Below are 21,280 nucleotides of genomic sequence, written 5' to 3'. Positions count from 1 at the left end.
TAGACGACCAATCGTGAGGTGTACATGAGCGCAACCAATGACGACGCCACGCCAGCGTCATATGCCCGCCATCCACTGGGTTTGACGCTCAATGGCCGGGCGCGTCAGCTTGAGGTCCTGCCCTGGACCACCTTGCTGGATCTGCTGCGGGAACAGCTGGACCTGATCGGCACGAAGAAAGGCTGTGACCACGGCCAATGCGGTGCCTGCACCGTGTTGCTCAACGGCAAGCGGGTGAATGCCTGCCTGACGTTGGCGGTGATGTGCGACGGTGCCGAGTTGACCACTATCGAAGGCCTTGCCGAGGGTGAACAGTTGCATCCGATGCAACAGGCGTTCATCAAGCACGATGCCTTCCAGTGCGGGTATTGCACGCCAGGGCAGATCTGCTCTGCCGTCGGGCTGGCCAACGAAGGACGGGCCAACAGCCAGGCAGACATCAAGGAGTTGATGAGCGGCAACCTGTGCCGCTGCGGTGCCTACAGTAATATTCGCGATGCCATCGAAGAGGCGCTTCCTGCCTGCCGCGCCAACGCCGGGCAAGGGGGTGGCCAATGAATCCCTTTCAGTACAGCAAGCCTGAATCGGTGCAGGACGCGGTGCATCTGGCCGGTCCCGCATCCCGCTTCATTGCCGGCGGCACCAACCTGCTGGACCTGATGAAGGAAAACGTCACTCGTCCCGAGCACCTGATCGACATCACCGGCCTGCCACTGCGCGAAGTGCGCGAAACTGCTGGAGGCGGGCTGATGATTGGCGCGCTGGTCAGCAATGCCGACCTGGCCTGGCACCCGTTGATCGAACAACGTTACCCGCTGTTGTCCCAGGCGATACTGGCCGGCGCATCGCCGCAGTTGCGCAACATGGCCAGCACGGGTGGCAACCTGCTGCAGCGCACGCGCTGTTATTACTTCTACGACGCCAGCGTGCCATGCAACAAGCGCGACCCCGGCAGCGGCTGTCCGGCGCGGGACGGGTTGAACCGTATCCATGCGATCTTCGGTGCCAGTGCCCAGTGCGTCGCTACTCACCCGTCGGATATGTGCGTGGCATTGGCGGCACTGGAAGCCGTGGTGCATGTGCAGGGTCGTGGCGGGCCGCGCACGATCGAATTTGCCGACTTCCACCGCCTGCCAGGTGATGCGCCCGAGCGCGACAATCAACTGGCCGACGATGAATTGATCACGAGCATTGAACTGCCTGCCACCGGATTCGCCGACTGCAGCCATTACCTCAAGATTCGCGATCGCGCCTCCTATGCTTTCGCCCTGGTTTCGGTGGCCGCTGCGCTGGAGCTGGACGGGCCGGTCATTCGTCAGGCACGCCTGGTGCTGGGCGGCGTGGCGCACAAGCCGTGGCGCGACAAGTCAGTGGAAAACGCCCTGGTGGGCAAGACCGTCAGCCGCGAAACCTTCACCGCTGCCGCCGATACGCTGCTGCGAAACGCCGAGCCGCTTGAGCACAACGCTTTCAAAGTCAAACTGGCGCGTCGGGCGATTGTCCGTGCGCTGAGCGACGCCGCGCTGGGAGGGCAAGCCTGATGAATACTTTCACTCAACCGATGGGCCAGCCGCTGGATCGTGTCGATGGCCACCTCAAGGTCACCGGCCAGGCGCGGTATGCCGGGGAGTTTCCCGAGCAGGGCCTGCTGCATGGCAGCGTGGTCTCGAGCCCTGTCGCTTGCGGGCGCGTGCTGACGATTGATGCCTCGGCAGCCCTGGCATTGCCCGGCGTCGTTGCCGTGATCGATCATACGAACCGCCCGCAAATAGCCAGCTATGACAAAGATTATGAGGACGCGGACTCTGCTGAAGGTTCACCGTTTCGTCCGCTCTACAACGATCAAATCCTTTACAGCGGCCAGCCGCTCGCGCTGGTGATAGCCGACAATCTGGAGCTGGCGCGACATGCCGGTTCGCTGGTGCGGATCGAATATGAAAGCGCGGGCCATCAAACCGATCTGCTGTCGATGCAGGGTGAAGCTCATCCTGCGCCCGCCGAGTTGCCCAAGCCCCGCGGGAATTTCCAGGCGGAGTTCGCCGGTGCGGCTCTGAGTCTCGACCTGCACTACAGCACGCCGATAGAGCATCACAACCCGATGGAGCCGCACGCCAGTACCGTGCTCTATCAGGCCGATGGCACCCTGCACATTCACGACAAGACCCAGGGGCCGCAGAACTGTCAGTCCTATGTACAAAAAGTCTTTGGCCTGGACAAAGAGCAGGTGCGGATTTTCGCCGCCTTTGTCGGTGGTGCCTTCGGTTCCGGCTTGCGTCCGCAATACCAATTGCCACTGGCTGTGATGGCCGCGCTCAAACTCAAGCGTTCGGTACGCGTGACCCTGACACGCCAGCAGATGTTCACCTTTGGCTACCGGCCTCGCACCTTGCAGCGCCTGCAACTGGGTGCTGCGGCTAACGGCCGTTTGCTGGCAGTCGGGCACACGGCGATCGGCCAGACCTCGCGCTTTGAAGACTTCACCGAGCACGTAGTGGAGTGGAGCGGCATGCTTTATCACTGCGACAACGTGCAGCTGACTTACCAGCTGGTGCCACTGGATGTCTTCACGCCGCTGGACATGCGCGCCCCAGGCGCGGCACTCGGCTTGATCGGCCTGGAGTGCGCCATGGACGAGCTGGCCTGCGCGCTGGCGATCGACCCGGTACAGCTGCGGTTGATCAACTATGCAGAGCGCAACCAGAACGAAGATAAGCCGTACTCGAGCAAGGAGCTACGGGCCTGCTACGAGCAGGGTGCCGAACGCTTCGGCTGGAACCAGCGCAACCCCGAACCGCGCAGCATGCGTCACGATCGGCAACTGGTCGGCTGGGGCATGGCTGGGGGTGTCTGGGAAGCCATGCAACAGAAAGCCAGCGCCAAGGCCAGTATCGACCAGAACGGCAAGCTGACTGTCAGCAGCGCAACCACTGACATCGGCACCGGGACCTACACCGTCATGACCCAAATCGCCGCCCAGGCCTCAGGTGTGGCGGTGCAGGACGTCACCTTTGTACTCGGTGACTCGTCATTGCCCACCGCGCCACTGCAGGGCGGCTCCTTTACCGTGTCCTCGGTCGGCACAGCGGTCCAGCAGGCGTGCGCTGCACTGCAGGAAAAACTGCTGGCGGTTGCCCGGCAGACCCATCCGGCATTCGCTGCCGTCACTTCGGAACAGGCCGTGTTCGAAGCCGGGCAGTTGCGTTATGGGGACTCGCACACGTCCCTGGCCGAGCTGGTGCGCAGCAGCGGCGAAGCGACTCTGGAGGTCCAGGTGGATGCCGAGCCGGACAAGAAGCGCGAAGCGTACGCCACGGCCACGCATTCGGCGGTGTTCGTCGAAGTACTGGTCGATGAAGACCTGGGTACCGTGAAGGTCAATCGCGTGGTCAGTGCCATCGCCGCCGGCCGGGTGGTGAACCCGAAAATGGCCCGCAGCCAGATCCTCGGCGGCGTGGTCTGGGGGATCGGCATGGCGCTGCACGAGGAAACCCAGACTGATCATGCACTGGGTCGGCACATGAACCACAGCCTCGCCGAATACCACATTCCGGTGAATGCCGACATCGGTGACATCGAAGTACTGTTCGTTGAAGAGCACGACGAGATCGTCAATGCCCTGGGTTCCAAGGGCGTGGGGGAAATCGGCATTGTGGGTGTCGCGGCAGCGGTGGCCAACGCGATTTACCATGCCACGGGCAAAAGGGTGCGGGACTTTCCCATCACCCTCGACAAGCTGCTCTAAACCCTGGCCTCTTGCGCCGGTACATGCATGCGGTCGCGGTTGGCCAGGGTCGGGAACAGTTTGATCCAGACCCCGGTCACCACCAGCGTGCCGATTCCGCCCATGACCACGGCGGGAACGGTGCCGAACCAGTGAGCGGTGAGGCCGGATTCGAACTCGCCCAACTGATTCGAAGCGCCGATGAACAATCCGTTCACGGCGCTCACCCGGCCCCGCATTTCGTCAGGGGTTTCAAGCTGTACGAAGGACGCGCGGATGACCATGCTGATCATGTCCGCTGCGCCGAGCACCACCAGTACAGCCAGGGAAAACCAGAATGACGTCGACAGGCCGAAGGCTATGGTGGCGACGCCAAACACGCCCACCGCCGTAAACATCACCCGGCCAACCTGGCGATCCACGGAAAACCGTGCGAGCCACAGCGACATCAGCAGCGCGCCGACCGCCGGCGCAGAGCGCAACAGGCCCAGGCCCCAGGGCCCGGTCAGCAGGATGTCCTTGGCAAATACCGGTAGCAGGGCGGTCGCACCTCCAAGCAGCACGGCAAACAGATCCAGGGAAATCGCCCCGAGGATGTCCGGTCGACTGCGAATGAAACGAATACCCGCCAACAACGAGTCGAGGGTCGCCTTGCCCTTGTTCAGTGGAGTCTGCCGGGCCGGCAGGTTGAGCATCAGGGCGCAGGCAATGATGTACAGGACGACCGTGGGGCCATAGACCCAGACGCTGCCGAACGCATACAGCAAGCCCCCCAGCGCGGGAGCGACGATGGTTGCCGATTGCTGTGCCGACTGGGCGGCGGCCACCGCGCGGGGAAACAGCGCGCTGGGCACGATGCTTGGCAGCAGCGCCTGGGTCGTGGGCATCTCGAAGGAGCGGGCGGCGCCCAGCAGGAACGCCAGGATGAAGATCATTTCCCGGGTGACATGCCCGGTCGCACTGCTGATCGCCAGCGCCAGGGCGATCATCGCCTGCAACGACTGACAGATTGCGGCCACCTTGCGTCGGTCGTAGCGATCGGCGACGTGCCCGGTGTGCAACATAAACAGCACTCGCGGGGCAAACTCCACCAGGCCCACGAGGCCGAGGTCAAGTACGTTGCCGGTGAGCTGGTAGAGATTCCAGCCGATGGCCACGGTCAGCATCTGGAAGCCGCTGGCGGTGAAGATCCGGGCCAGCCAGAACGCGATGAACGGGCGATGGTGACGTAGCAGCAAGGGCGGTTGGCTGGGCATATGGCGGCGGATCTTGAACGGGGATAACGTCGAGACTACCACCAACCTGTAACCAGAAGTTGCAGGCCCGGAAAAATTAGTTAGCTAGACACCAATCCCTCAGGCAGTCCCATTCATGTGGGGGCGAGCCTGCTCGCGATGACTGTGTGTCAGTAGAAGACAAAGTGCCCTGGCTAACCGCTATCGCGAGCAGGCTCACTCCCACACACGAATGTGTTACGGCAGATTGCCATGCCCGTGAGGCAACCTGTCACGCGGCAAAAGACCACACCGGTTACCTGCAAAAATGGGACTACTCTTTCAATCATGCTTGATCCAGATCAAAACCTTTCGTGGAGATGATCCGGCGGCCAATTGGCCAGACTCCCTACGTGTGATGCAGGTAAAAAAAGAACGAATTTGAATTCGCCACACTCCATATCCGTGGGGGCAGTGGGTGCAGGCCGCAGGCCTTCAGCCGGAATTACCTGACAGAGGAAGACTTATGTTCGGTTTGGAGGCGCTTGATCTCGCCCGAATTCAGTTCGCGTTCACCATTTCATTCCACATCCTGTTCCCGGCCATCACCATCGGCCTGGCGAGTTACCTGGCGGTGCTTGAAGGCTTGTGGCTGAAAACCAAAAACGACACTTACCGCGATCTGTACCACTTCTGGTCGAAGATCTTTGCCGTCAACTTCGGTATGGGCGTGGTCTCCGGGCTGGTCATGGCTTATCAGTTCGGCACCAACTGGAGTCGTTTCTCGGACTTCGCCGGTGCCGTGACGGGCCCGTTGCTGACGTACGAAGTGCTCACCGCGTTCTTTCTGGAAGCCGGCTTCCTCGGGGTCATGCTGTTCGGCTGGAACAAGGTCGGACGCAACCTGCACTTCTTTTCAACGGTGATGGTGGCCATCGGCACGCTGATCTCAACATTCTGGATCCTCGCATCCAACAGCTGGATGCAGACCCCCCAGGGCTTTGAAATCATCAACGGCCAGGTGATTCCCACTGACTGGTTTGCGGTCATCTTCAACCCGTCTTTCCCGTACCGCCTGATGCACATGGCAACGGCAGCGTTCGTCGCGACGGCGTTTTTCGTAGGTTCCTCGGCTGCCTGGCACTTGCTGCGGGGCAAGGACAACCCGGCCATTCGCACCATGCTGTCGATGGCCATGTGGATGGCGTTGATCGTTGCGCCCATCCAGGCCGTGATCGGCGATTTCCATGGCCTGAATACGCTCAAGCACCAGCCGGCGAAAATTGCGGCAATTGAAGGTCACTGGGAAAACCATGGCGATGAGCCGACCCCGCTGATCCTGTTCGGCTGGCCGGACATGAAAGCTGAAAAAACCAAATATGCGGTCGAGATTCCGTATCTGGGCAGCCTGATCCTCACCCATTCGCTGGACAAACAGGTCCCGGCGCTCAAGGATTTTCCGCCTGAAGACCGGCCCAATTCAACCATCGTGTTCTGGTCGTTCCGGATCATGGTTGGCCTGGGTTTCCTGATGATCTTCACCGGTTTGTGGAGCCTGTGGCTGCGCAAGCGCGACAGGCTGTACACCTCGCGTCCGTTCCTCTATTTGGCACTGTGGATGGGGCCTTCGGGTCTGGTCGCGATCCTTGCAGGATGGTTCACCACGGAAATCGGCCGCCAGCCTTGGGTGGTCTACGGATTGATGCGCACGGCGGATGCTTCCTCAAACCACAGTTTCATGCAGATGAGCATTACCCTGATCATGTTCGTCGTGGTGTATTTCGCCCTGTTCGGTGCCGGCCTTGGCTACATGATGCGCCTGGTGCGCAAAGGGCCGAAGATCGACGAAGGCAAGGAAACCAATGACGGTGGTCCTGGCAAGCAGCGCACCCCGGCACGTCCGCTGTCGGCAGCTGACGACAGTGCCGACAACGACCACAGCCTGACCAAGGAGATTTGAGTCATGGGTATTGATCTTCCGCTGATCTGGGCCGTGATCATCATCTTCGGCATCATGATGTACGTGGTCATGGACGGGTTTGACCTGGGAATCGGCATTCTCTTCCCCTTTATCCCGGGCAAGACCGACCGCGATGTCATGATGAACACCGTTGCACCGGTCTGGGACGGCAACGAAACATGGCTGGTCCTGGGCGGGGCCGCCTTGTTCGGCGCCTTTCCGCTGGCGTACTCAGTGGTGTTGTCGGCGCTGTACCTGCCGCTGATGTTCATGTTGATCGGCCTGATCTTCCGCGGCGTGGCGTTCGAGTTTCGCTTCAAGGCCAAGGATGACAAGCGCCACCTGTGGGACAAGGCGTTCATCGGCGGTTCGGTGGCGGCCACATTCTTCCAGGGGGTGGCACTCGGCGCGTTCATTGACGGGTTACCGGTGGTTAACCGGCAATTCGCCGGTGGCTCGCTGGACTGGCTGACTCCGTTCACCCTTTTCTGTGGCGCCGCACTGGTCGTGGCTTATGCGTTGCTCGGTTGCACCTGGCTGATCATGAAGACCGAAGGCAAGTTGCAGGAGCAGATGCATAACCTTGCGCGCCCCTTGGCTTTCGTGCTGCTGGCGGTGATCGGTATCGTCAGTATCTGGACGCCGCTGGCGCATCCGGAAATTGCCTCGCGCTGGTTCACGTTGCCAAACCTGTTCTGGTTCCTGCCGGTGCCGATCCTGGTACTGGTGACGATGTACGGACTGATTCGTGCCGTGGCGCGCAATGCCAACTACATGCCCTTCCTGCTGACGCTGGTCCTGATTTTCCTGGGCTACAGCGGTCTTGGGATCAGCCTGTGGCCGAACATCGTGCCACCGTCGATCTCGATCTGGGACGCTGCCGCACCGCCGCAGAGCCAGGGCTTCATGCTGGTGGGTACGCTGTTCATTATCCCGTTCATCCTGGGGTACACCTTCTGGAGCTATTACGTGTTCCGCGGCAAGGTCACCCACGAGGATGGCTATCACTAGCAGCAGTTGCAAAGACTACTGCAGAGCTTGATGCACAGCCTGTGGGAGCAAAGCTTGCTCGCGATGGCGTCGACACAGGCGCCATCAACCTTGAATAGGAGGGTAGAAGTTCATGGCCAGTAAACGCTCGTTGCAGGAAATCGAGGCCGCAGAGAAGAAACCACTGTGGCAACGCCTTGGCTGGCTGGCAATGATCTGGGTCGGCAGCGTCGGCGCATTGTTCATCGTCGCCAGCCTGATGCGCATGTTCATGAACGCAGCAGGCCTGAGCACGCATTGAGATGGGCGGATAAAAAAACCTCCTGGAAGGGAGGTTTTTTTCGTCTGGATTATTTTCGCGCTTTGAGAATCACGAACTTCGGCGTCGCCGCCACCTGTTCGACGCCGCGGAATAGCCGCGCCAGTTTGCTGTGATAGCCCAGGTGACGGTTGCCCACGATGTACAGCGCACCACCGACCACCAGCGCTTCACGGGCCTGTTGGAACATGCGCCAGGCGAGGAAGTCGCCGACGACTTGCTGCTGGTGGAACGGTGGGTTGCACAGCACCACATCCAGCGACTGCGCGGCCTGTTCGGCCAGGCCATCACCGGCGCGCACCTGGACTTCCCGGTCACCTAGCGCTGCGCGCCAGTTTTCGCTCGCCGATTGCACCGCCATGAACGACTCGTCGACCAGCGTGTAGTGCGCCTCAGGATTCTGCAGCGCGCTGGCGATTGCCAGCACGCCATTGCCACAGCCAAGGTCCGCGACCCGCGCCGTGCCGAGATTGTTGGGCAAGTGCGCCAGAAAAGCCCGGGTGCCGATGTCCAGGCCTTCGCGGCAGAACACGTTGGCGTGGTTGAGCAACTCGATGGCCGGTGCATCCAGCTGATAACGGGTCGGGTAGGGCGACACCGCCGCAGGCTTGGGTTCGGCAGTGGCGATCAGCAACCGGGCCTTTTTGACCGCCAGCGAGGCCTGTACCGGGCCAATGTAACGTTCGAGCAGATCACCCGCAGCGCGGGGCAGATGCTTGATCATGGCGGCGGCCACCACCTGGGCGCCGGGCGCCAGTTGCCCTTGCAGGCGGATCAGTTGCTCTTCCAGCAGGGCCAGGGTTTTCGGGACCCGGATCAACACCTGATCGAACGGGCCGGCAAAAGACTGATGGGCGGGTACTGTCGGCACCGCATCGAAGGCATGGCCATTGCGGACCAGATTTTTTTCCAGGCCCTGGAACGCCAGGAACGAGTCGCCGCTGCTGGTGACCTGAACGTTACTGGCCAGGCTCGCAGCCAGTGCCCCAAAGCTGTCATTAAGCACCAGAACCCGCGTCTGAGCGGCCGGTTGCAGCTGCGCCAGGTGATTGAGCAGGTACTCGTCGGCGGCATCAAATGCCTGCAGCGGTTCATTCGACTGTTCGGGCTGGCGGATCAGGTCGAGCTGGGCGAAGGGTGTTTCGAGCAAAGGCATGGAGTGTGGCTCTTGTTAATCAACGGGGTTCCCGCCGCCAAGGGCCTGTTGCGGGCTAATCCGGCCGAGTGCACTGCGTCATGCGGGAGGGCATGTCATCACTCAGGAAGGACCGTAAATGGTACTTTTTTTTCTTAAGGATTACTCGCGGCATTTTTCAACGAACAGCTCAAGGCGCGAGAGAACCCGCAGTGCTCCCTGCAATCAGTGTCCCATGACCATGGCCTGCGGGAATTATATCGGCGCAATCAGGCATTAATTCAAAACGGTTGGTTCTAAACAATTTGGATTGTGCAGGGGAGGTTTAGATGCTGCGTTTAATACGAGGCGTGACTAACGAACTGGTTAAACATTCTGTTGGTGCTCCGTTTAAAGCCATTACCAATCGTCGGTGTTTAATTCTGCGTTTTTGCGGGAAACTGCAAGCCTCTGTTTAATGGAGCGACCCATGACTGCCAGTGCAGAAAAATTTACCCGCCAGACCTTGCTCGACGTTCAGCCCCTGACGCCGAACCTGTTCACCTTGCGCACTACAAGGGATCCCGGGTTCCGCTTTCGCGCGGGCCAGTTTGCTCGCCTGGGCGTTACCAAAGCCGACGGCAGCACGGTGTGGCGTGCGTATTCGATGGTCTCCTCGCCCCATGACGAGTTTCTCGAATTCTTTTCCATCGTGGTGCCCAATGGCGAATTCACCAGCGAGCTGAGCCGCCTGGTCAAAGGAGACTCGCTGCTGATAGATCGCCAGGCATTCGGTTACCTCACACTCGATCGTTTTGTCGACGGCCGTGACCTTTGGTTACTGGCGACCGGTACCGGCGTCGCGCCGTTCCTGTCGATCCTCCAGGACTTTGAAGTGTGGGAGCGGTTCGAACGCATCATCCTGGTCTACAGCGTGCGAGAAGCTGCAGAGCTGGCCTATCAGGAGCTGATCGCCGGGCTGGCACAGCGAGACTACCTGGCCGAATATGCGCACAAACTGCAATTCATCCCCATTGTCACGCGCGAGTCTCACGCGGGTGCCCTGAATGGACGAATCACCACACTGATGGAAAACGGCGACCTGGAGGGCGCGGCGGGGCTGACTCTCACGCCGGAATATTCGAGGGTGATGCTGTGCGGCAACCCGCAAATGATCGATGACACGCGTCAATTGCTGAAGCGCAGGGACATGCACCTGAGTCTCAGCCGCCGCCCGGGGCAAGTAGCGGTGGAAACCTACTGGTGAGAAAACGGCGCCGAAAAGGCGCCGTTTTTCTGGTTATTCCAGGTTCCGCGGCCGCTCGTTCTGCACCTTCAGGAGGTCACGAATTTCCCCCAGCAACACTTCTTCCTTGGTCGGAACAGGCGGCACGGTCGGGGCAACGGCTTCTTCGCGCTTGAGGCGGTTGATGGCTTTCACACCCATGAAGATCGCGAAGGCGACGATGATGAAGTCGATCACGCTCTGAATGAACTTGCCGTAGGCCAGCATCACGGCGGGGGTGGTCCCCTCTCCAGCCTTCAGGGTGACGGCCAGGTCACTGAAATCAACACCCCCGATCAACAGGCCGAGCGGCGGCATGATCACGTCGCCAACGAACGACGAAACGATCTTGCCAAAGGCCGCACCGATGATGATGCCGACCGCCATGTCGACCACATTTCCCTTGACCGCGAAGGCCTTGAACTCACTGATCACGCCCATTGGTTGATTCCTTGTACGGATTGGTTGGTAGCCGCAGTGTAATTCAGCAATACGGTTCTTGCTCGAAACGGCTGCTTTAAAGCTTGCCAGCAGTCGACCCGGCCGCCGGCGAAAAGTTTACAAAAAACCTCATGATTGTTGGGCGCTCAGCGTGTTTTGGCGAACTACTTTTTCAGTGCGCTACTTCTGAAAGTGCATGTTTGGTTAATGAATTGCCATTTGCTTCGTTGACGGTGGTGCTGATGTTTCGAGTATTAATTTGGAGGCGACAGATAGTAACCAGGAGGTCGGGTACAAGTTAATGGGTTGCAGTTGGATGGCAGTTGGGTAACTTATCCAAAGGCAACTAAGGCTCTCCACTGTTCCGTATTGCTGCGCGCTTATCCGTTCCAGCTGCGCTATCATCCCGGTTTTTGCCGGGAGTCAAGATGGCCAAGGCCAAACGCATGTACGGCTGCACCGAGTGCGGCTCAACTTTCCCCAAGTGGGCCGGACAGTGCGGCGAGTGCGGCGCTTGGAACACCCTGACTGAAACCATGGTCGAGAGCGGTGGGGCGGCACCTCCCAGCGGTCGCACCGGCTGGACTGGCCAGCAAGCGCAAATCAAGACGCTGGCCGAAGTCAGCGTTGAAGAAATCCCGCGGTTCTCCACGGCCTCCAGTGAACTCGATCGAGTCCTGGGCGGTGGTCTGGTCGACGGTTCGGTGGTGCTGATCGGCGGTGACCCGGGGATCGGCAAGTCGACCATCCTCCTGCAGACCCTGTGCAATCTGGCCAAGAGCATGCCGGCGCTGTATGTCACCGGTGAGGAATCGCAGCAGCAAGTGGCCATGCGTGCCCGGCGCCTGGGATTGCCCCAGGACCAGCTACGCGTGATGACCGAGACCTGCATCGAAACCATCATCGCCACGGCGCGGGTGGAAAAGCCCAAGGTCATGGTAATCGACTCGATCCAGACGATTTTCACCGAGCAGCTGCAGTCGGCCCCGGGGGGTGTGTCCCAGGTGCGGGAGAGCGCGGCGTTGCTGGTGCGTTATGCCAAGCAGAGCGGGACGGCTATCTTCCTGGTCGGCCACGTCACCAAGGAAGGCGCTCTGGCGGGTCCGCGGGTGCTTGAGCACATGGTCGACACCGTGCTGTATTTCGAGGGCGAGTCCGATGGCCGCCTGCGGCTGTTGCGTGCAGTGAAGAACCGCTTTGGCGCGGTCAATGAACTGGGCGTGTTCGGCATGACGGACAAAGGGCTCAAGGAAGTCTCCAACCCTTCGGCAATTTTTCTCACCCGTGCCCAGGAAGAAGTGCCAGGCAGCGTGGTCATGGCGACGTGGGAAGGCACTCGGCCGATGCTGGTGGAAGTTCAGGCGCTGGTAGACGACAGCCATCTGGCTAACCCGCGCCGTGTGACCCTGGGCCTGGATCAGAACAGGCTCGCAATGTTGCTCGCCGTGCTGCACCGCCATGGTGGCATTCCAACCCACGACCAGGATGTGTTCCTCAACGTGGTAGGCGGCGTGAAAGTGCTGGAAACCGCGTCGGACCTGGCGCTGATGGCGGCGGTGATGTCCAGCTTGCGCAATCGACCCTTGCCCCATGACCTGCTGGTGTTCGGTGAAGTCGGGTTGTCCGGTGAAGTACGTCCGGTGCCCAGCGGTCAGGAACGCTTGAAGGAAGCGGCCAAGCATGGCTTCAAACGCGCCATCGTGCCCAAGGGGAATGCGCCCAAGGAAGCACCGGCAGGCTTGCAGATTATTGCAGTGACACGGCTGGAGCAGGCGTTGGATGCGTTGTTCGAGTGATTTTTGGCCGTTGGGTCTTCCCGGTGAGAGCGTCAGACTTCGATCAGTGCGCCCAGCTCCCGCTCCAGCTCCTGCGGGTCTCCCAGGTTGAACTCGATCAACCGCCGCAGGCGCTCGATGGATTCCAGGCTGATGTGACGGCAGACAAACCCCAGTTGGCCGCGCTCCTGATGGGTGAGCTGCACATCCATCTTGATCTCGACCTCATCGGTCAGGTGAATTTCGACGAAAAAATCCTGTTGCGCATCACCCAGCCATGGCTCCGGACGCTCGATCAGCAGCCCCTTGAGTGAAAGATCGATCAGCTTTACCGGCCAGATGGACTGCCCTTGGCCCAGCTCGGTTCTGGCATCGAACGCAATACGTGTGAAGCGGCGGCGTTCGGCGGGTTGCTGGCTCATGGCGTGTTCCTCGAAATGTTTGCTGACTATAGACCCGCAGGGTGCGCGGCCGCCAGCAGGGACATGGCTCTAGACCAATGTCGGGGTATGGCCTTTGCCGTCAGGCCAGCTAAACTCGGGGTGGCTGTCTTTCTTGTCCACCCTGGCTGGAATCATAAAATGAAAAATAATAATAGCCTGCTACGCCACATACCCTGGCTGCTGCTGGCGATCGTAGGAGCGTGCGCCCTGGGCGTAGTGGCATTGCGTCGAGGCGAGGCGATCAACGCCTTGTGGATTGTGGTCGCGGCAGTGGCCATCTATCTGGTTGCGTACCGTTACTACAGCCTGTTCATCGCTAACAATGTGATGCAGCTTGACCCGCGACGGGCCACCCCCGCCGTACTCAACAATGACGGTCTGGACTACGTCCCTACCAACAAACACATCCTGTTTGGTCACCACTTCGCGGCCATCGCCGGCGCGGGGCCTTTGGTCGGTCCAGTCCTGGCGGCGCAGATGGGCTATTTGCCCGGTACCCTGTGGCTGATCGCCGGGGTGGTGCTGGCCGGTGCGGTGCAGGACTTCATGATCCTGTTCCTGTCCACCCGTCGTAACGGCCGCTCCCTGGGGGATATGGTCCGTGAAGAGATGGGCCGCATACCGGGAACGATCGCACTGTTCGGCTGCTTCCTGATCATGATCATCATCCTCGCGGTGCTGGCGCTGATCGTGGTCAAGGCCCTGGCCGAGAGCCCTTGGGGCATCTTCACGGTGATGGCGACCATCCCGATTGCGATGTTCATGGGCATCTACATGCGCTACATCCGCCCCGGTCGCATCGGTGAAATTTCCATCATCGGCGTGCTGTTGCTGCTGGGGTCGATCTGGCTCGGCGGGCAGATTGCTGCCGATCCGGTGTGGGCCAAGGCCTTTACCTTCACCGGGATCCAGATCACCTGGATGCTGATTGGTTACGGTTTTGTCGCTGCGGTGCTGCCGGTGTGGCTAATCCTGGCACCCCGTGACTACCTGTCGACCTTCCTGAAAATCGGCACCATCATTGCCCTGGCGATCGGTATCCTGATCACCATGCCGGATCTGAAAATGCCGGCATTGACCCAGTTCATCGATGGCACCGGCCCGGTGTGGAAGGGCGGTCTGTTCCCGTTCCTGTTCATCACCATTGCCTGTGGCGCGGTCTCGGGTTTCCACGCGCTGATCTCTTCCGGTACCACGCCGAAGCTGTTGGCTAATGAAAGCCATGCCCGCTACATCGGTTACGGCGGCATGCTGATGGAATCCTTCGTGGCAATCATGGCGATGGTTGCCGCCTCGGTGATCGAGCCGGGTGTGTACTTCGCCATGAACAGCCCGGCGGCCATCGTCGGTTCGGATGTGGTCACCGTCGCGCAAACCGTCAGCAGCTGGGGTTTTGCGATCACGCCGGAAGCCTTGCAAGCGGTAGCCAAGGACATTGGAGAAACCACCATCCTGGCACGTGCCGGTGGTGCGCCGACCCTCGCAGTGGGTATCGCGCAAATTCTGCACAGTGTGCTGCCAGGTGAGAACACCATGGCGTTCTGGTACCACTTCGCGATCCTCTTCGAGGCGCTGTTCATCCTGACGGCCGTGGATGCCGGTACCCGTGCCGGACGCTTCATGCTGCAGGACCTGCTCGGCTCATTCGTACCGGCGCTGAAACGCACCGAGTCCTGGACCGCCAACCTGATTGCCACCGCCGGCTGTGTGGCGATGTGGGGTTATCTGCTGTACCAGGGCGTGATCGATCCACTGGGCGGCATCAACACCCTGTGGCCGCTGTTCGGTATCTCCAACCAGATGCTGGCGGGTATCGCGCTGATGCTGGCGACGGTCGTGTTGATTAAAATGAAACGTCAGCGCTACATCTGGGTAACCATGCTGCCAGCGGTCTGGCTGCTGATCTGCACCGTGACCGCAGGTTTCATCAAGCTGTTCGATGCCAACCCGGCGATCGGTTTCCTGTCCCTGGCGAAAAAATACAGCGATGCGTTGGCCAACGGCCAGATCCTCGCACCAGCCAAGGACATCAACCAGATGCAGCACGTGATCTACAACGCCTACACCAACGCAACGCTGACGGCATTGTTCCTGTTCGTGGTATTCAGCATCCTGTTCTATGCCATCAAGGTCGGTATCGCCGCCTGGGGTAAAAAGGAACGTACGGATAAAGAAGCGCCATTCCAGGCCCTGCCGGATGCGTAATCGAGGATTGCAAACATGTTCAATGACCTGAGTCGCCTCGGTAAATACCTCGGTCAGGCCGCGCGCCTGATGGTCGGCATGCCCGACTACGACAACTACGTCGAGCATATGCAAACCAATCACCCGGACAAGCCGGTGATGAGCTACGAGATGTTCTTCAGGGAACGTCAGGAAGCGCGTTACGGCGGCAAGGGTGGGCCGAAGTGCTGTTGATGCACAGGGTCTAGGCAACACACACACACTGTGGGAGCAAGGCCTGCCCGCGATGGCGATCTTTCGGACGCCATCGCGGGCAAGCCTTGCTCCTACAGTTTTTTTCGCGTCCGGGAGACCTTATTTTGTCAGCCCCTATCCCAGTCACCATCCTCAGCGGCTTCCTCGGCGCCGGGAAGACCACGCTCTTGCGCCACCTGCTCAAAACCGAGCACGGCCTGAAAATCGCCGTAATCGAGAACGAATTCAGCGATGCCGGCATCGACACCCAGCTGCTGGGCGAGGAGCCGGTGCAGGTGATGACGCTGTCCAACGGCTGCGTCTGCTGCACTATTCACACCGATCTGACCAAAGCCCTGTTCCTGCTGCTTGAACGCCTGGACAGTGGCGAGATCGCCTTCGACCGCCTGGTGATCGAATGCACCGGGCTCGCCGATCCGGCACCTGTGGCGCAAACTTTCTTCATCGATGAAGAGCTGCGCGAGCGCTACATTCTCGACGGCATTATCACCCTGGTGGATGCCGCCCACGCCGATACGCACCTGGCCCAGACTATCGCCCAGGCGCAAATCGGGTTTGCCGACCGTCTGCTGGTGAGCAAGCGAGACCTCGTGGACGAGGCAGCTTTCACCGCGTTGAGCGAACGCCTGACCCGCATCAATCGTCGTGCACCCATTCGCCTGGTCGACCACGGCAAGATCGACCTGGCTGAACTGCTCGACGTCCGGGGCTTCAATCTCAATGCCGACCTCGGCAGTGGCTTGAGCCTGCGCCCGGTGAGCAAGGCCCCCTCCATCGACCGCATTTCCAGCCTGGTCCTGCGGACCGAGAAGCCGCTGGATATCGACAAGCTCAGCGAGTTCATGAATGAACTGCTGGAAGCGCATGGCAAGCAATTGCTGCGCTACAAAGGCGTTTTGAGCATCGCTGGCGAACCGCGGCGGATGGTGTTTCAAGGGGTGCTGAAGTTGTATGGCTTCGACTGGGACACCGAGTGGGCGCCTGGTGAGCCGCGCGAAAGCGTGATCGTCTTTATTGCGGATGATCTGCCGGAAGAGAAGATTCGGGAAGGATTTGCGCGGGTGGCGGCGGAGTAAATACAGTGATCTTGAGCGTATTTGCGGGCCTGTTCGAGAACAAGCCCGCTCCCACATTCTGACCTGTGTCTGCCACAAGCTTTAGGTCATGCACGCATCCCCTGCAGGCGCGGGCTTGCTCGCGAAGGCGGCCTAACCGGCAGCGCGATTGCGGTCGGTCATGGAGGGCATGTTCATCAAAAGCTTCTCCAATTGATCCAGGTGTCGGTTCAGCAGTGTCGTCGCCATCGATTCATTCCCGCGCTCCACCGCGTCCAGGATTCCCTGATGTGCCTGCCAATCGCAGCAATTCGCTGGGTGTGCATCGGCCTGTGCAATCGCCAGTGAGGTCAAGGGCACCAGACTGCCCAGAAAATGCGCCAAAGGTGCATTCCCCGCCATCTCTGCCAACAGTAAGTGAAACTCTCCTGACAGCCGAATAGCTGGAGCCTGTTCGGTACAGCTGTGCTCCTGTTCGAGCAGCGCGTGCAACCGTTTGAAGTTCTGGCGGCCACTGTTCCGACAGGCGAGTTGCACCAGCGTGGTTTCCGTCAACCGCCGTGCATGCAAAGTCTGGCGGATCTGTTCGCGATCGAGCAAAGCGACCCGAGGCCGATGATTGGGCCGCAGAATAATGATCTGCTGATGGGAAAGGCAGCTCAGCACACCACGAATGTCGCTGCGACGGGCGCTGAACATTTGCGCCAGGCTGTCTTCAGTAAACCGACTGCCCGCATTGATGCGCTGGTCGAGAATGGCATCGAACACCCGCGCATAAAGATCATTGAGCGGCAGGGCGCAGGGCAGGGCGCCGAGATTCTGAGGTGAAGCGAAGCTGTTCATGGCCGGTCTCCCGTTCCAGGCGTGTTCAACTGCGAAGGTTGTCGTCTGGAATATTCAATTCGATGCCCATGCGCTGACCTTCGCGAAGAATGTGACGACGCATCTCGGCACTGGCCTGGGCGCTATTCTTGCTGCGGATCGCCCGCACCACGGCTTCGTTCTCTTCGAGACGTTCAGCCAGGTGTTCCGGGGAATTGCGCAGCACCTCGGCGCTTTGCTTGAGGGCGTTGCTGGTTTGCTGCACCACACTCTGGAAAATCGGATTAGACGTCAGGGTGAACAGCTCTTCATGGAATGCGATGTAGGCATTCACCCCGGCTTCGCTGTCGTTGGCTTCCAGGGCTTCTCGCATGTCCATCAGCGTGAGACGCAACTGCCCGACTTCCTTGCTGCTGATGGACTGCGCGACCAGCCCGACAATGAACGGCTCAAGGGTGTAGCGCAGTTGCAGCACGTCTTCCAGGCTCGCCCCCGCCACCGCACTGTCATGGGACTGGCTGTCGCTGAGATTGGCCTCCAGGACCACAACACCCTTGCCCGGCATGGACCGCACCAGACCTAGCGTTTCCAGGACGATGACTGCCTCACGCAAACTCGGGCGGCTGATGCCCAATTGTTCTGCCAGTTCCCGTTGCCCCGGGAGCATTTCGCCGGAGCGCCACTGGCCGCGGGCCAGAGCGGCCCGAAGTTTTTCCACGACTGAGTTCACAACGGTCGACGAGGTAATCACTGTTCGCTCCATGAGCATTCAAAACGTTTGATGACCGTGCCCGCCCCTGGGCAGGCACGGCAGTGATTCAAAATTCCTGCTGGTGCGCGGGACCGACTGGTTTTCTCGGTTGGAAGGTATAACCCACCTGGCCGGAAAGCACCTTGTTTGCGCGCTGGATATCGATGTCTTTTTCCCAGCGGGCAATGGCCACTGTCGCCACGCAATTGCCGATCAGGTTGGTCAGCGCTCGGCCGATCCCCATGAACCAGTCGACCGCGAGGACGAGCACCAGACCCACCACCGGAATCGCCGGGATCGCCGTGAGTGTTGCCGCCAGGATCACCAGCGCCGAGCCGGGAATCCCGTGGGCACCTTTGGAGGTAATCAGCGAGACCAGCAGAATCGTCAGCAGGTCGGTCATGGCCAGTGGTGTGCCGGTCGCATTGGCGATGAAGACGATGGCGAGGGTCAGGTAGATCGAGAAACCGTCGAGGTTGAACGAGTAACCCGTAGGGATCACCAGCCCTACGGTCGAGCTGCCGATGCCCAGGTGCTCGAGCTTGCGCATGATCTGCGGCAGTACGGCGTCGGAGGAGGCGGTGCCCATGACGATCAGCAGTTCTTCACGCAGGTACTTGAGCAGCGGCCACATCCGCAGGCCGGACACGCGCATCACCAGGCCCAGGATCAGCGAGACGAAGGCCACGCAGGTCAGGTAGAACAAACCCACCAGGCTGCCCAGATGCTGCAGGGAGTCCAGGCCGTATTTGCTGGTGGTGAACGCGATGGCGCCGAACACGCCGATCGGCGCCAGGCGCACGATCATACCCATGATGCGAAAGATCACATGGCTCAGCTCGTTGATCAGTCGGGAGATGCCCGACGCCGCTTCACCCACCAGGTTGAGTGCGCTGCCAAAGAGTACCGAGAACAGCAGCACTTGCAGGATGTTGTTGTCGGCAAAGGCACCCACCACCGACGTGGGAATCAGGTCCATCAGGAACTGTGTGGTGGTATGCATATGCTCGCCGCGCTGGGCGATGTCACCCATGTCGGCGGCGGAAAGCTGATCCAGGTGAATGTTGGCGCCGCTGCCAATGCCGGTGCTGAAGGCGAATACCAGGCCGATGACCAAGGCGATGGTGGTCAGGATTTCGAAGTAGATCACCGATTTCAGGCCAATGCGTCCGACCTTCTTCAGGTCGCCGGCACCGCTGATGCCACTGACCACCACGCAGAACACGATCAGGCCGATGAGCATCTTGATCAGTTTGATAAAACCATCGCCCAGCGGTTTGAGCTGTGCAGAGTATTCAGGGAGGGTCAGCCCGCAGACGATGCCGAGCACCAGTCCGAGAACCACTTGGAGGAAGATTGAACGCGAGCACCATCTGAGCATGGGAGGAATCCTGGTCGGTGTCCTGGCTGCCGGCGCTTGGGCGCTCAGATTCAGGACTTAATTATTGTGGTCTTACCGGTATGTCCAGTGCAGGCGCAGTCTACGCAGGGTTTTTTCGTGAATACAAGTGGAAATAGCAAAATTGGCATGACCGGTCTTACCAGCGGCGTAAACCGCGCGTAGGAGCTGCCGAAGGCTGCGATCCTTTGATCTTTTCTTAGGGCGAAAAAAAACCGGCCAATCACTTGGCCGGTTTTTTATCCTGCGGGTTTAACGTCGCAATTAAGCGCCGTACACCGGCAGCTTCTTGCAGATGGCCTTGACCTTCTCACGGACGGCGTCGATCACCGCTTCGTTGTTCAGGTCTGCCAGGATGTCGCAGATCCAGCCGGCCAGTTCCTTGCACTCAGCTTCCTTGAAGCCGCGAGTGGTCACGGCCGGAGTGCCGAAGCGCAGGCCGGAAGTGACGAACGGGGAGCGTGGATCGTTAGGCACGGAGTTCTTGTTCACGGTGATGAAAGCCTTGCCCAAAGCGGCGTCGGCATCTTTACCGGAGATTTCCTGCTTGATCAGCGACAGCAGGAACAGGTGGTTTTCAGTACCGCCCGATACCACGTCAAAACCGCGCTCGATGAACACGCCGGCCATGGCCTTGGCGTTCTTCACCACTTGTTGCTGGTAGGTCTTGAACTCAGGCTGCAGCGCTTCCTTGAAGCAAATCGCTTTAGCGGCGATCACGTGCTCCAGCGGGCCACCCTGGGCGCCCGGGAAAACCGCGGAGTTGAGCTTTTTCTCGATGTCGGCGTTGGCGCGAGCCAGGATCAGGCCGCCACGTGGACCACGCAGGGTCTTGTGCGTGGTGGTGGTCACGACGTCGGCGAATGGCACCGGGTTCGGGTAGACGCCAGCGGCGACCAGACCGGCCACGTGAGCCATGTCAACGAACAGGTAGGCGCCAACCTTGTCGGCGATTTCGCGGAAACGCGGGAAGTCGAGGATCTGCGAGTAGGCGGAAAAACCGGCCACGATCATTTTCGGCTTGTGTTCAACGGCCAGGCGCTCGACTTCGTCGTAGTCGATCAGGCCATTGGCGTCGATGCCGTACTGAACGGCGTTGTACAGCTTGCCGGAGGAAGAAACGCTGGCGCCGTGGGTCAGGTGACCACCGTGTGCCAGGCTCATGCCCAGGATGGTGTCGCCCGCTTGCAGCAGAGCCAGGTAAACGGCGCTGTTGGCTTGCGAACCGGCGTGTGGCTGAACGTTGGCGTAATCAGCGCCGAACAGTTCCTTGGCGCGATCGATAGCAAGCTGCTCGACCACGTCGACGAACTCGCAGCCACCGTAGTAGCGCTTGCCCGGATAGCCTTCGGCGTACTTGTTGGTCAGTACCGAGCCTTGAGCTTCCATCACCGCAGGGCTGGTGTAGTTTTCCGAAGCGATCAGCTCAATGTGCTCTTCCTGGCGCTGAGCTTCTTGCTCCATGGCGGCAAAGAGATCGGCGTCGTACTTGGCAATAGTCAAATCACGGCTGAACATGGCGGTCCTCAAGGATCGGGGCAGAAAAGGGGGG

The 21,280-nt window shown here is 60.1% G+C and carries 19 protein-coding genes; 11 read left to right on the top strand and 8 right to left on the bottom strand.

Features of this window, described 5'->3' with window-relative positions; translation table 11 throughout:
* Nucleotides 1–24: 24 nt before the first annotated feature.
* From EQV97_RS20155 to EQV97_RS20145, 3 genes are read left to right on the top strand one after another with little or no spacing between them, the layout of a single operon-like run.
* A complete protein-coding gene (locus tag EQV97_RS20155) occupies nt 25–558 on the top strand; it encodes a (2Fe-2S)-binding protein (RefSeq protein WP_201148931.1) in 534 nt (177 codons plus the stop codon).
* Complete coding sequence (locus EQV97_RS20150) at nt 555–1,541, top strand: xanthine dehydrogenase family protein subunit M (RefSeq protein ID WP_122838975.1); 987 nt, start codon at nt 555–557, stop codon at nt 1,539–1,541. Before EQV97_RS20155 ends, EQV97_RS20150 begins: the two co-directional genes overlap by 4 nt.
* A complete protein-coding gene (locus EQV97_RS20145; RefSeq protein WP_240889623.1) occupies nt 1,541–3,742 on the top strand; it encodes a xanthine dehydrogenase family protein molybdopterin-binding subunit in 2,202 nt (733 codons plus the stop codon). The genes EQV97_RS20150 and EQV97_RS20145 overlap by 1 nt, the downstream gene beginning before the upstream one ends.
* Here EQV97_RS20145 and EQV97_RS20140 read toward each other — a convergent pair.
* The gene (locus tag EQV97_RS20140) at nt 3,739–4,977 is read right to left on the bottom strand and encodes an MFS transporter (RefSeq protein ID WP_122838977.1); all 1,239 of its coding nucleotides are present in this window, start codon (nt 4,975–4,977) and stop codon (nt 3,739–3,741) included. The genes EQV97_RS20145 and EQV97_RS20140 overlap by 4 nt on opposite strands.
* A 484-nt stretch (nt 4,978–5,461) precedes the next feature.
* On the opposite strand from EQV97_RS20140, the gene EQV97_RS20135 reads away from it, so the two are divergent.
* The 3 genes from EQV97_RS20135 (at nt 5,462) to EQV97_RS20125 (ending at nt 8,186) form a co-directional block, all read left to right on the top strand.
* Nucleotides 5,462–6,895: a cytochrome ubiquinol oxidase subunit I gene (locus EQV97_RS20135; protein WP_122838978.1), complete on the top strand. Its 1,434-nt coding sequence runs from the start codon at nt 5,462–5,464 to the stop codon at nt 6,893–6,895.
* A gap of 3 nt (nt 6,896–6,898) precedes the next feature.
* Nucleotides 6,899–7,906, top strand: a complete 1,008-nt coding sequence (cydB, locus tag EQV97_RS20130) for a cytochrome d ubiquinol oxidase subunit II (protein ID WP_122838979.1) — start codon at nt 6,899–6,901, stop codon at nt 7,904–7,906.
* A gap of 112 nt (nt 7,907–8,018) precedes the next feature.
* Nucleotides 8,019–8,186, top strand: coding sequence for a DUF2474 domain-containing protein (locus EQV97_RS20125; RefSeq protein ID WP_122838980.1), 168 nt, complete (start codon nt 8,019–8,021; stop codon nt 8,184–8,186).
* A 49-nt stretch (nt 8,187–8,235) separates the two neighbouring features.
* Here EQV97_RS20125 and EQV97_RS20120 read toward each other — a convergent pair whose 3' ends face one another.
* On the bottom strand, nt 8,236–9,360 hold the full coding sequence (locus tag EQV97_RS20120) for a class I SAM-dependent methyltransferase (RefSeq protein WP_240889620.1): 1,125 nt from the start codon (nt 9,358–9,360) through the stop codon (nt 8,236–8,238).
* Between the two features lie 448 nt (nt 9,361–9,808).
* On the opposite strand from EQV97_RS20120, the gene EQV97_RS20115 reads away from it, so the two are divergent.
* A complete protein-coding gene (locus tag EQV97_RS20115) occupies nt 9,809–10,585 on the top strand; it encodes a ferredoxin--NADP reductase (RefSeq protein ID WP_122838982.1) in 777 nt (258 codons plus the stop codon).
* Nucleotides 10,586–10,618: 33 nt separating this feature from the next.
* Here the strand turns inward: EQV97_RS20115 and mscL are convergent, their stop codons facing one another.
* Nucleotides 10,619–11,044 (bottom strand): large-conductance mechanosensitive channel protein MscL, encoded by a 426-nt coding sequence (gene mscL / locus EQV97_RS20110; protein WP_045059326.1) that lies wholly within the window; start codon nt 11,042–11,044, stop codon nt 10,619–10,621.
* A gap of 428 nt (nt 11,045–11,472) precedes the next feature.
* Here mscL and radA point away from each other — a divergent pair, with 428 nt between their 5' ends.
* Nucleotides 11,473–12,840 carry a DNA repair protein RadA gene (gene radA, locus EQV97_RS20105; protein ID WP_045059327.1) on the top strand — a complete coding sequence of 456 codons (1,368 nt, stop codon included), beginning with the start codon at nt 11,473–11,475 and terminating at the stop codon, nt 12,838–12,840.
* Nucleotides 12,841–12,872: 32 nt separating this feature from the next.
* Here the strand turns inward: radA and EQV97_RS20100 are convergent, their stop codons facing one another.
* Nucleotides 12,873–13,241 carry a PilZ domain-containing protein gene (locus EQV97_RS20100; RefSeq protein WP_122838983.1) on the bottom strand — a complete coding sequence of 123 codons (369 nt, stop codon included), beginning with the start codon at nt 13,239–13,241 and terminating at the stop codon, nt 12,873–12,875.
* Between the two features lie 159 nt (nt 13,242–13,400).
* Between EQV97_RS20100 and EQV97_RS20095 the strand changes: the two genes are divergently transcribed.
* The 3 genes from EQV97_RS20095 to yjiA all read left to right on the top strand — a co-directional run bounded on the left by EQV97_RS20095 (nt 13,401) and on the right by yjiA (nt 16,777).
* Nucleotides 13,401–15,467, top strand: a complete 2,067-nt coding sequence (locus tag EQV97_RS20095) for a carbon starvation CstA family protein (protein ID WP_122838984.1) — start codon at nt 13,401–13,403, stop codon at nt 15,465–15,467.
* Between the two features lie 15 nt (nt 15,468–15,482).
* On the top strand, nt 15,483–15,680 hold the full coding sequence (locus tag EQV97_RS20090) for a YbdD/YjiX family protein (protein ID WP_028620750.1): 198 nt from the start codon (nt 15,483–15,485) through the stop codon (nt 15,678–15,680).
* 125 nt (nt 15,681–15,805) lie between these two features.
* Nucleotides 15,806–16,777 (top strand): GTPase, encoded by a 972-nt coding sequence (gene yjiA, locus EQV97_RS20085; protein ID WP_122838985.1) that lies wholly within the window; start codon nt 15,806–15,808, stop codon nt 16,775–16,777.
* Nucleotides 16,778–16,909: 132 nt separating this feature from the next.
* Here yjiA and EQV97_RS20080 read toward each other — a convergent pair whose 3' ends face one another.
* The 4 genes from EQV97_RS20080 to glyA form a co-directional block, all read right to left on the bottom strand.
* Complete coding sequence (locus EQV97_RS20080) at nt 16,910–17,599, bottom strand: GntR family transcriptional regulator (protein ID WP_240889618.1); 690 nt, start codon at nt 17,597–17,599, stop codon at nt 16,910–16,912.
* A 25-nt stretch (nt 17,600–17,624) separates the two neighbouring features.
* The gene (locus EQV97_RS20075; protein ID WP_045059332.1) at nt 17,625–18,329 is read right to left on the bottom strand and encodes a FadR/GntR family transcriptional regulator; all 705 of its coding nucleotides are present in this window, start codon (nt 18,327–18,329) and stop codon (nt 17,625–17,627) included.
* Between the two features lie 67 nt (nt 18,330–18,396).
* A complete protein-coding gene (locus EQV97_RS20070; RefSeq protein WP_045059333.1) occupies nt 18,397–19,710 on the bottom strand; it encodes a C4-dicarboxylate transporter DctA in 1,314 nt (437 codons plus the stop codon).
* Between the two features lie 282 nt (nt 19,711–19,992).
* Complete coding sequence (gene glyA / locus EQV97_RS20065) at nt 19,993–21,246, bottom strand: serine hydroxymethyltransferase (protein ID WP_054051411.1); 1,254 nt, start codon at nt 21,244–21,246, stop codon at nt 19,993–19,995.
* Nucleotides 21,247–21,280: the final 34 nt, after the last annotated feature.

Origin of the sequence: Pseudomonas sp. TMW22090, from assembly GCF_022496665.1 — a bacterium.
Lineage (GTDB): Bacteria > Pseudomonadota > Gammaproteobacteria > Pseudomonadales > Pseudomonadaceae > Aquipseudomonas > Aquipseudomonas gregormendelii.
The sequence above is the reverse complement of the archived record's forward strand: the minus strand, read 5'-3'. Positions and strand labels throughout refer to the sequence as shown.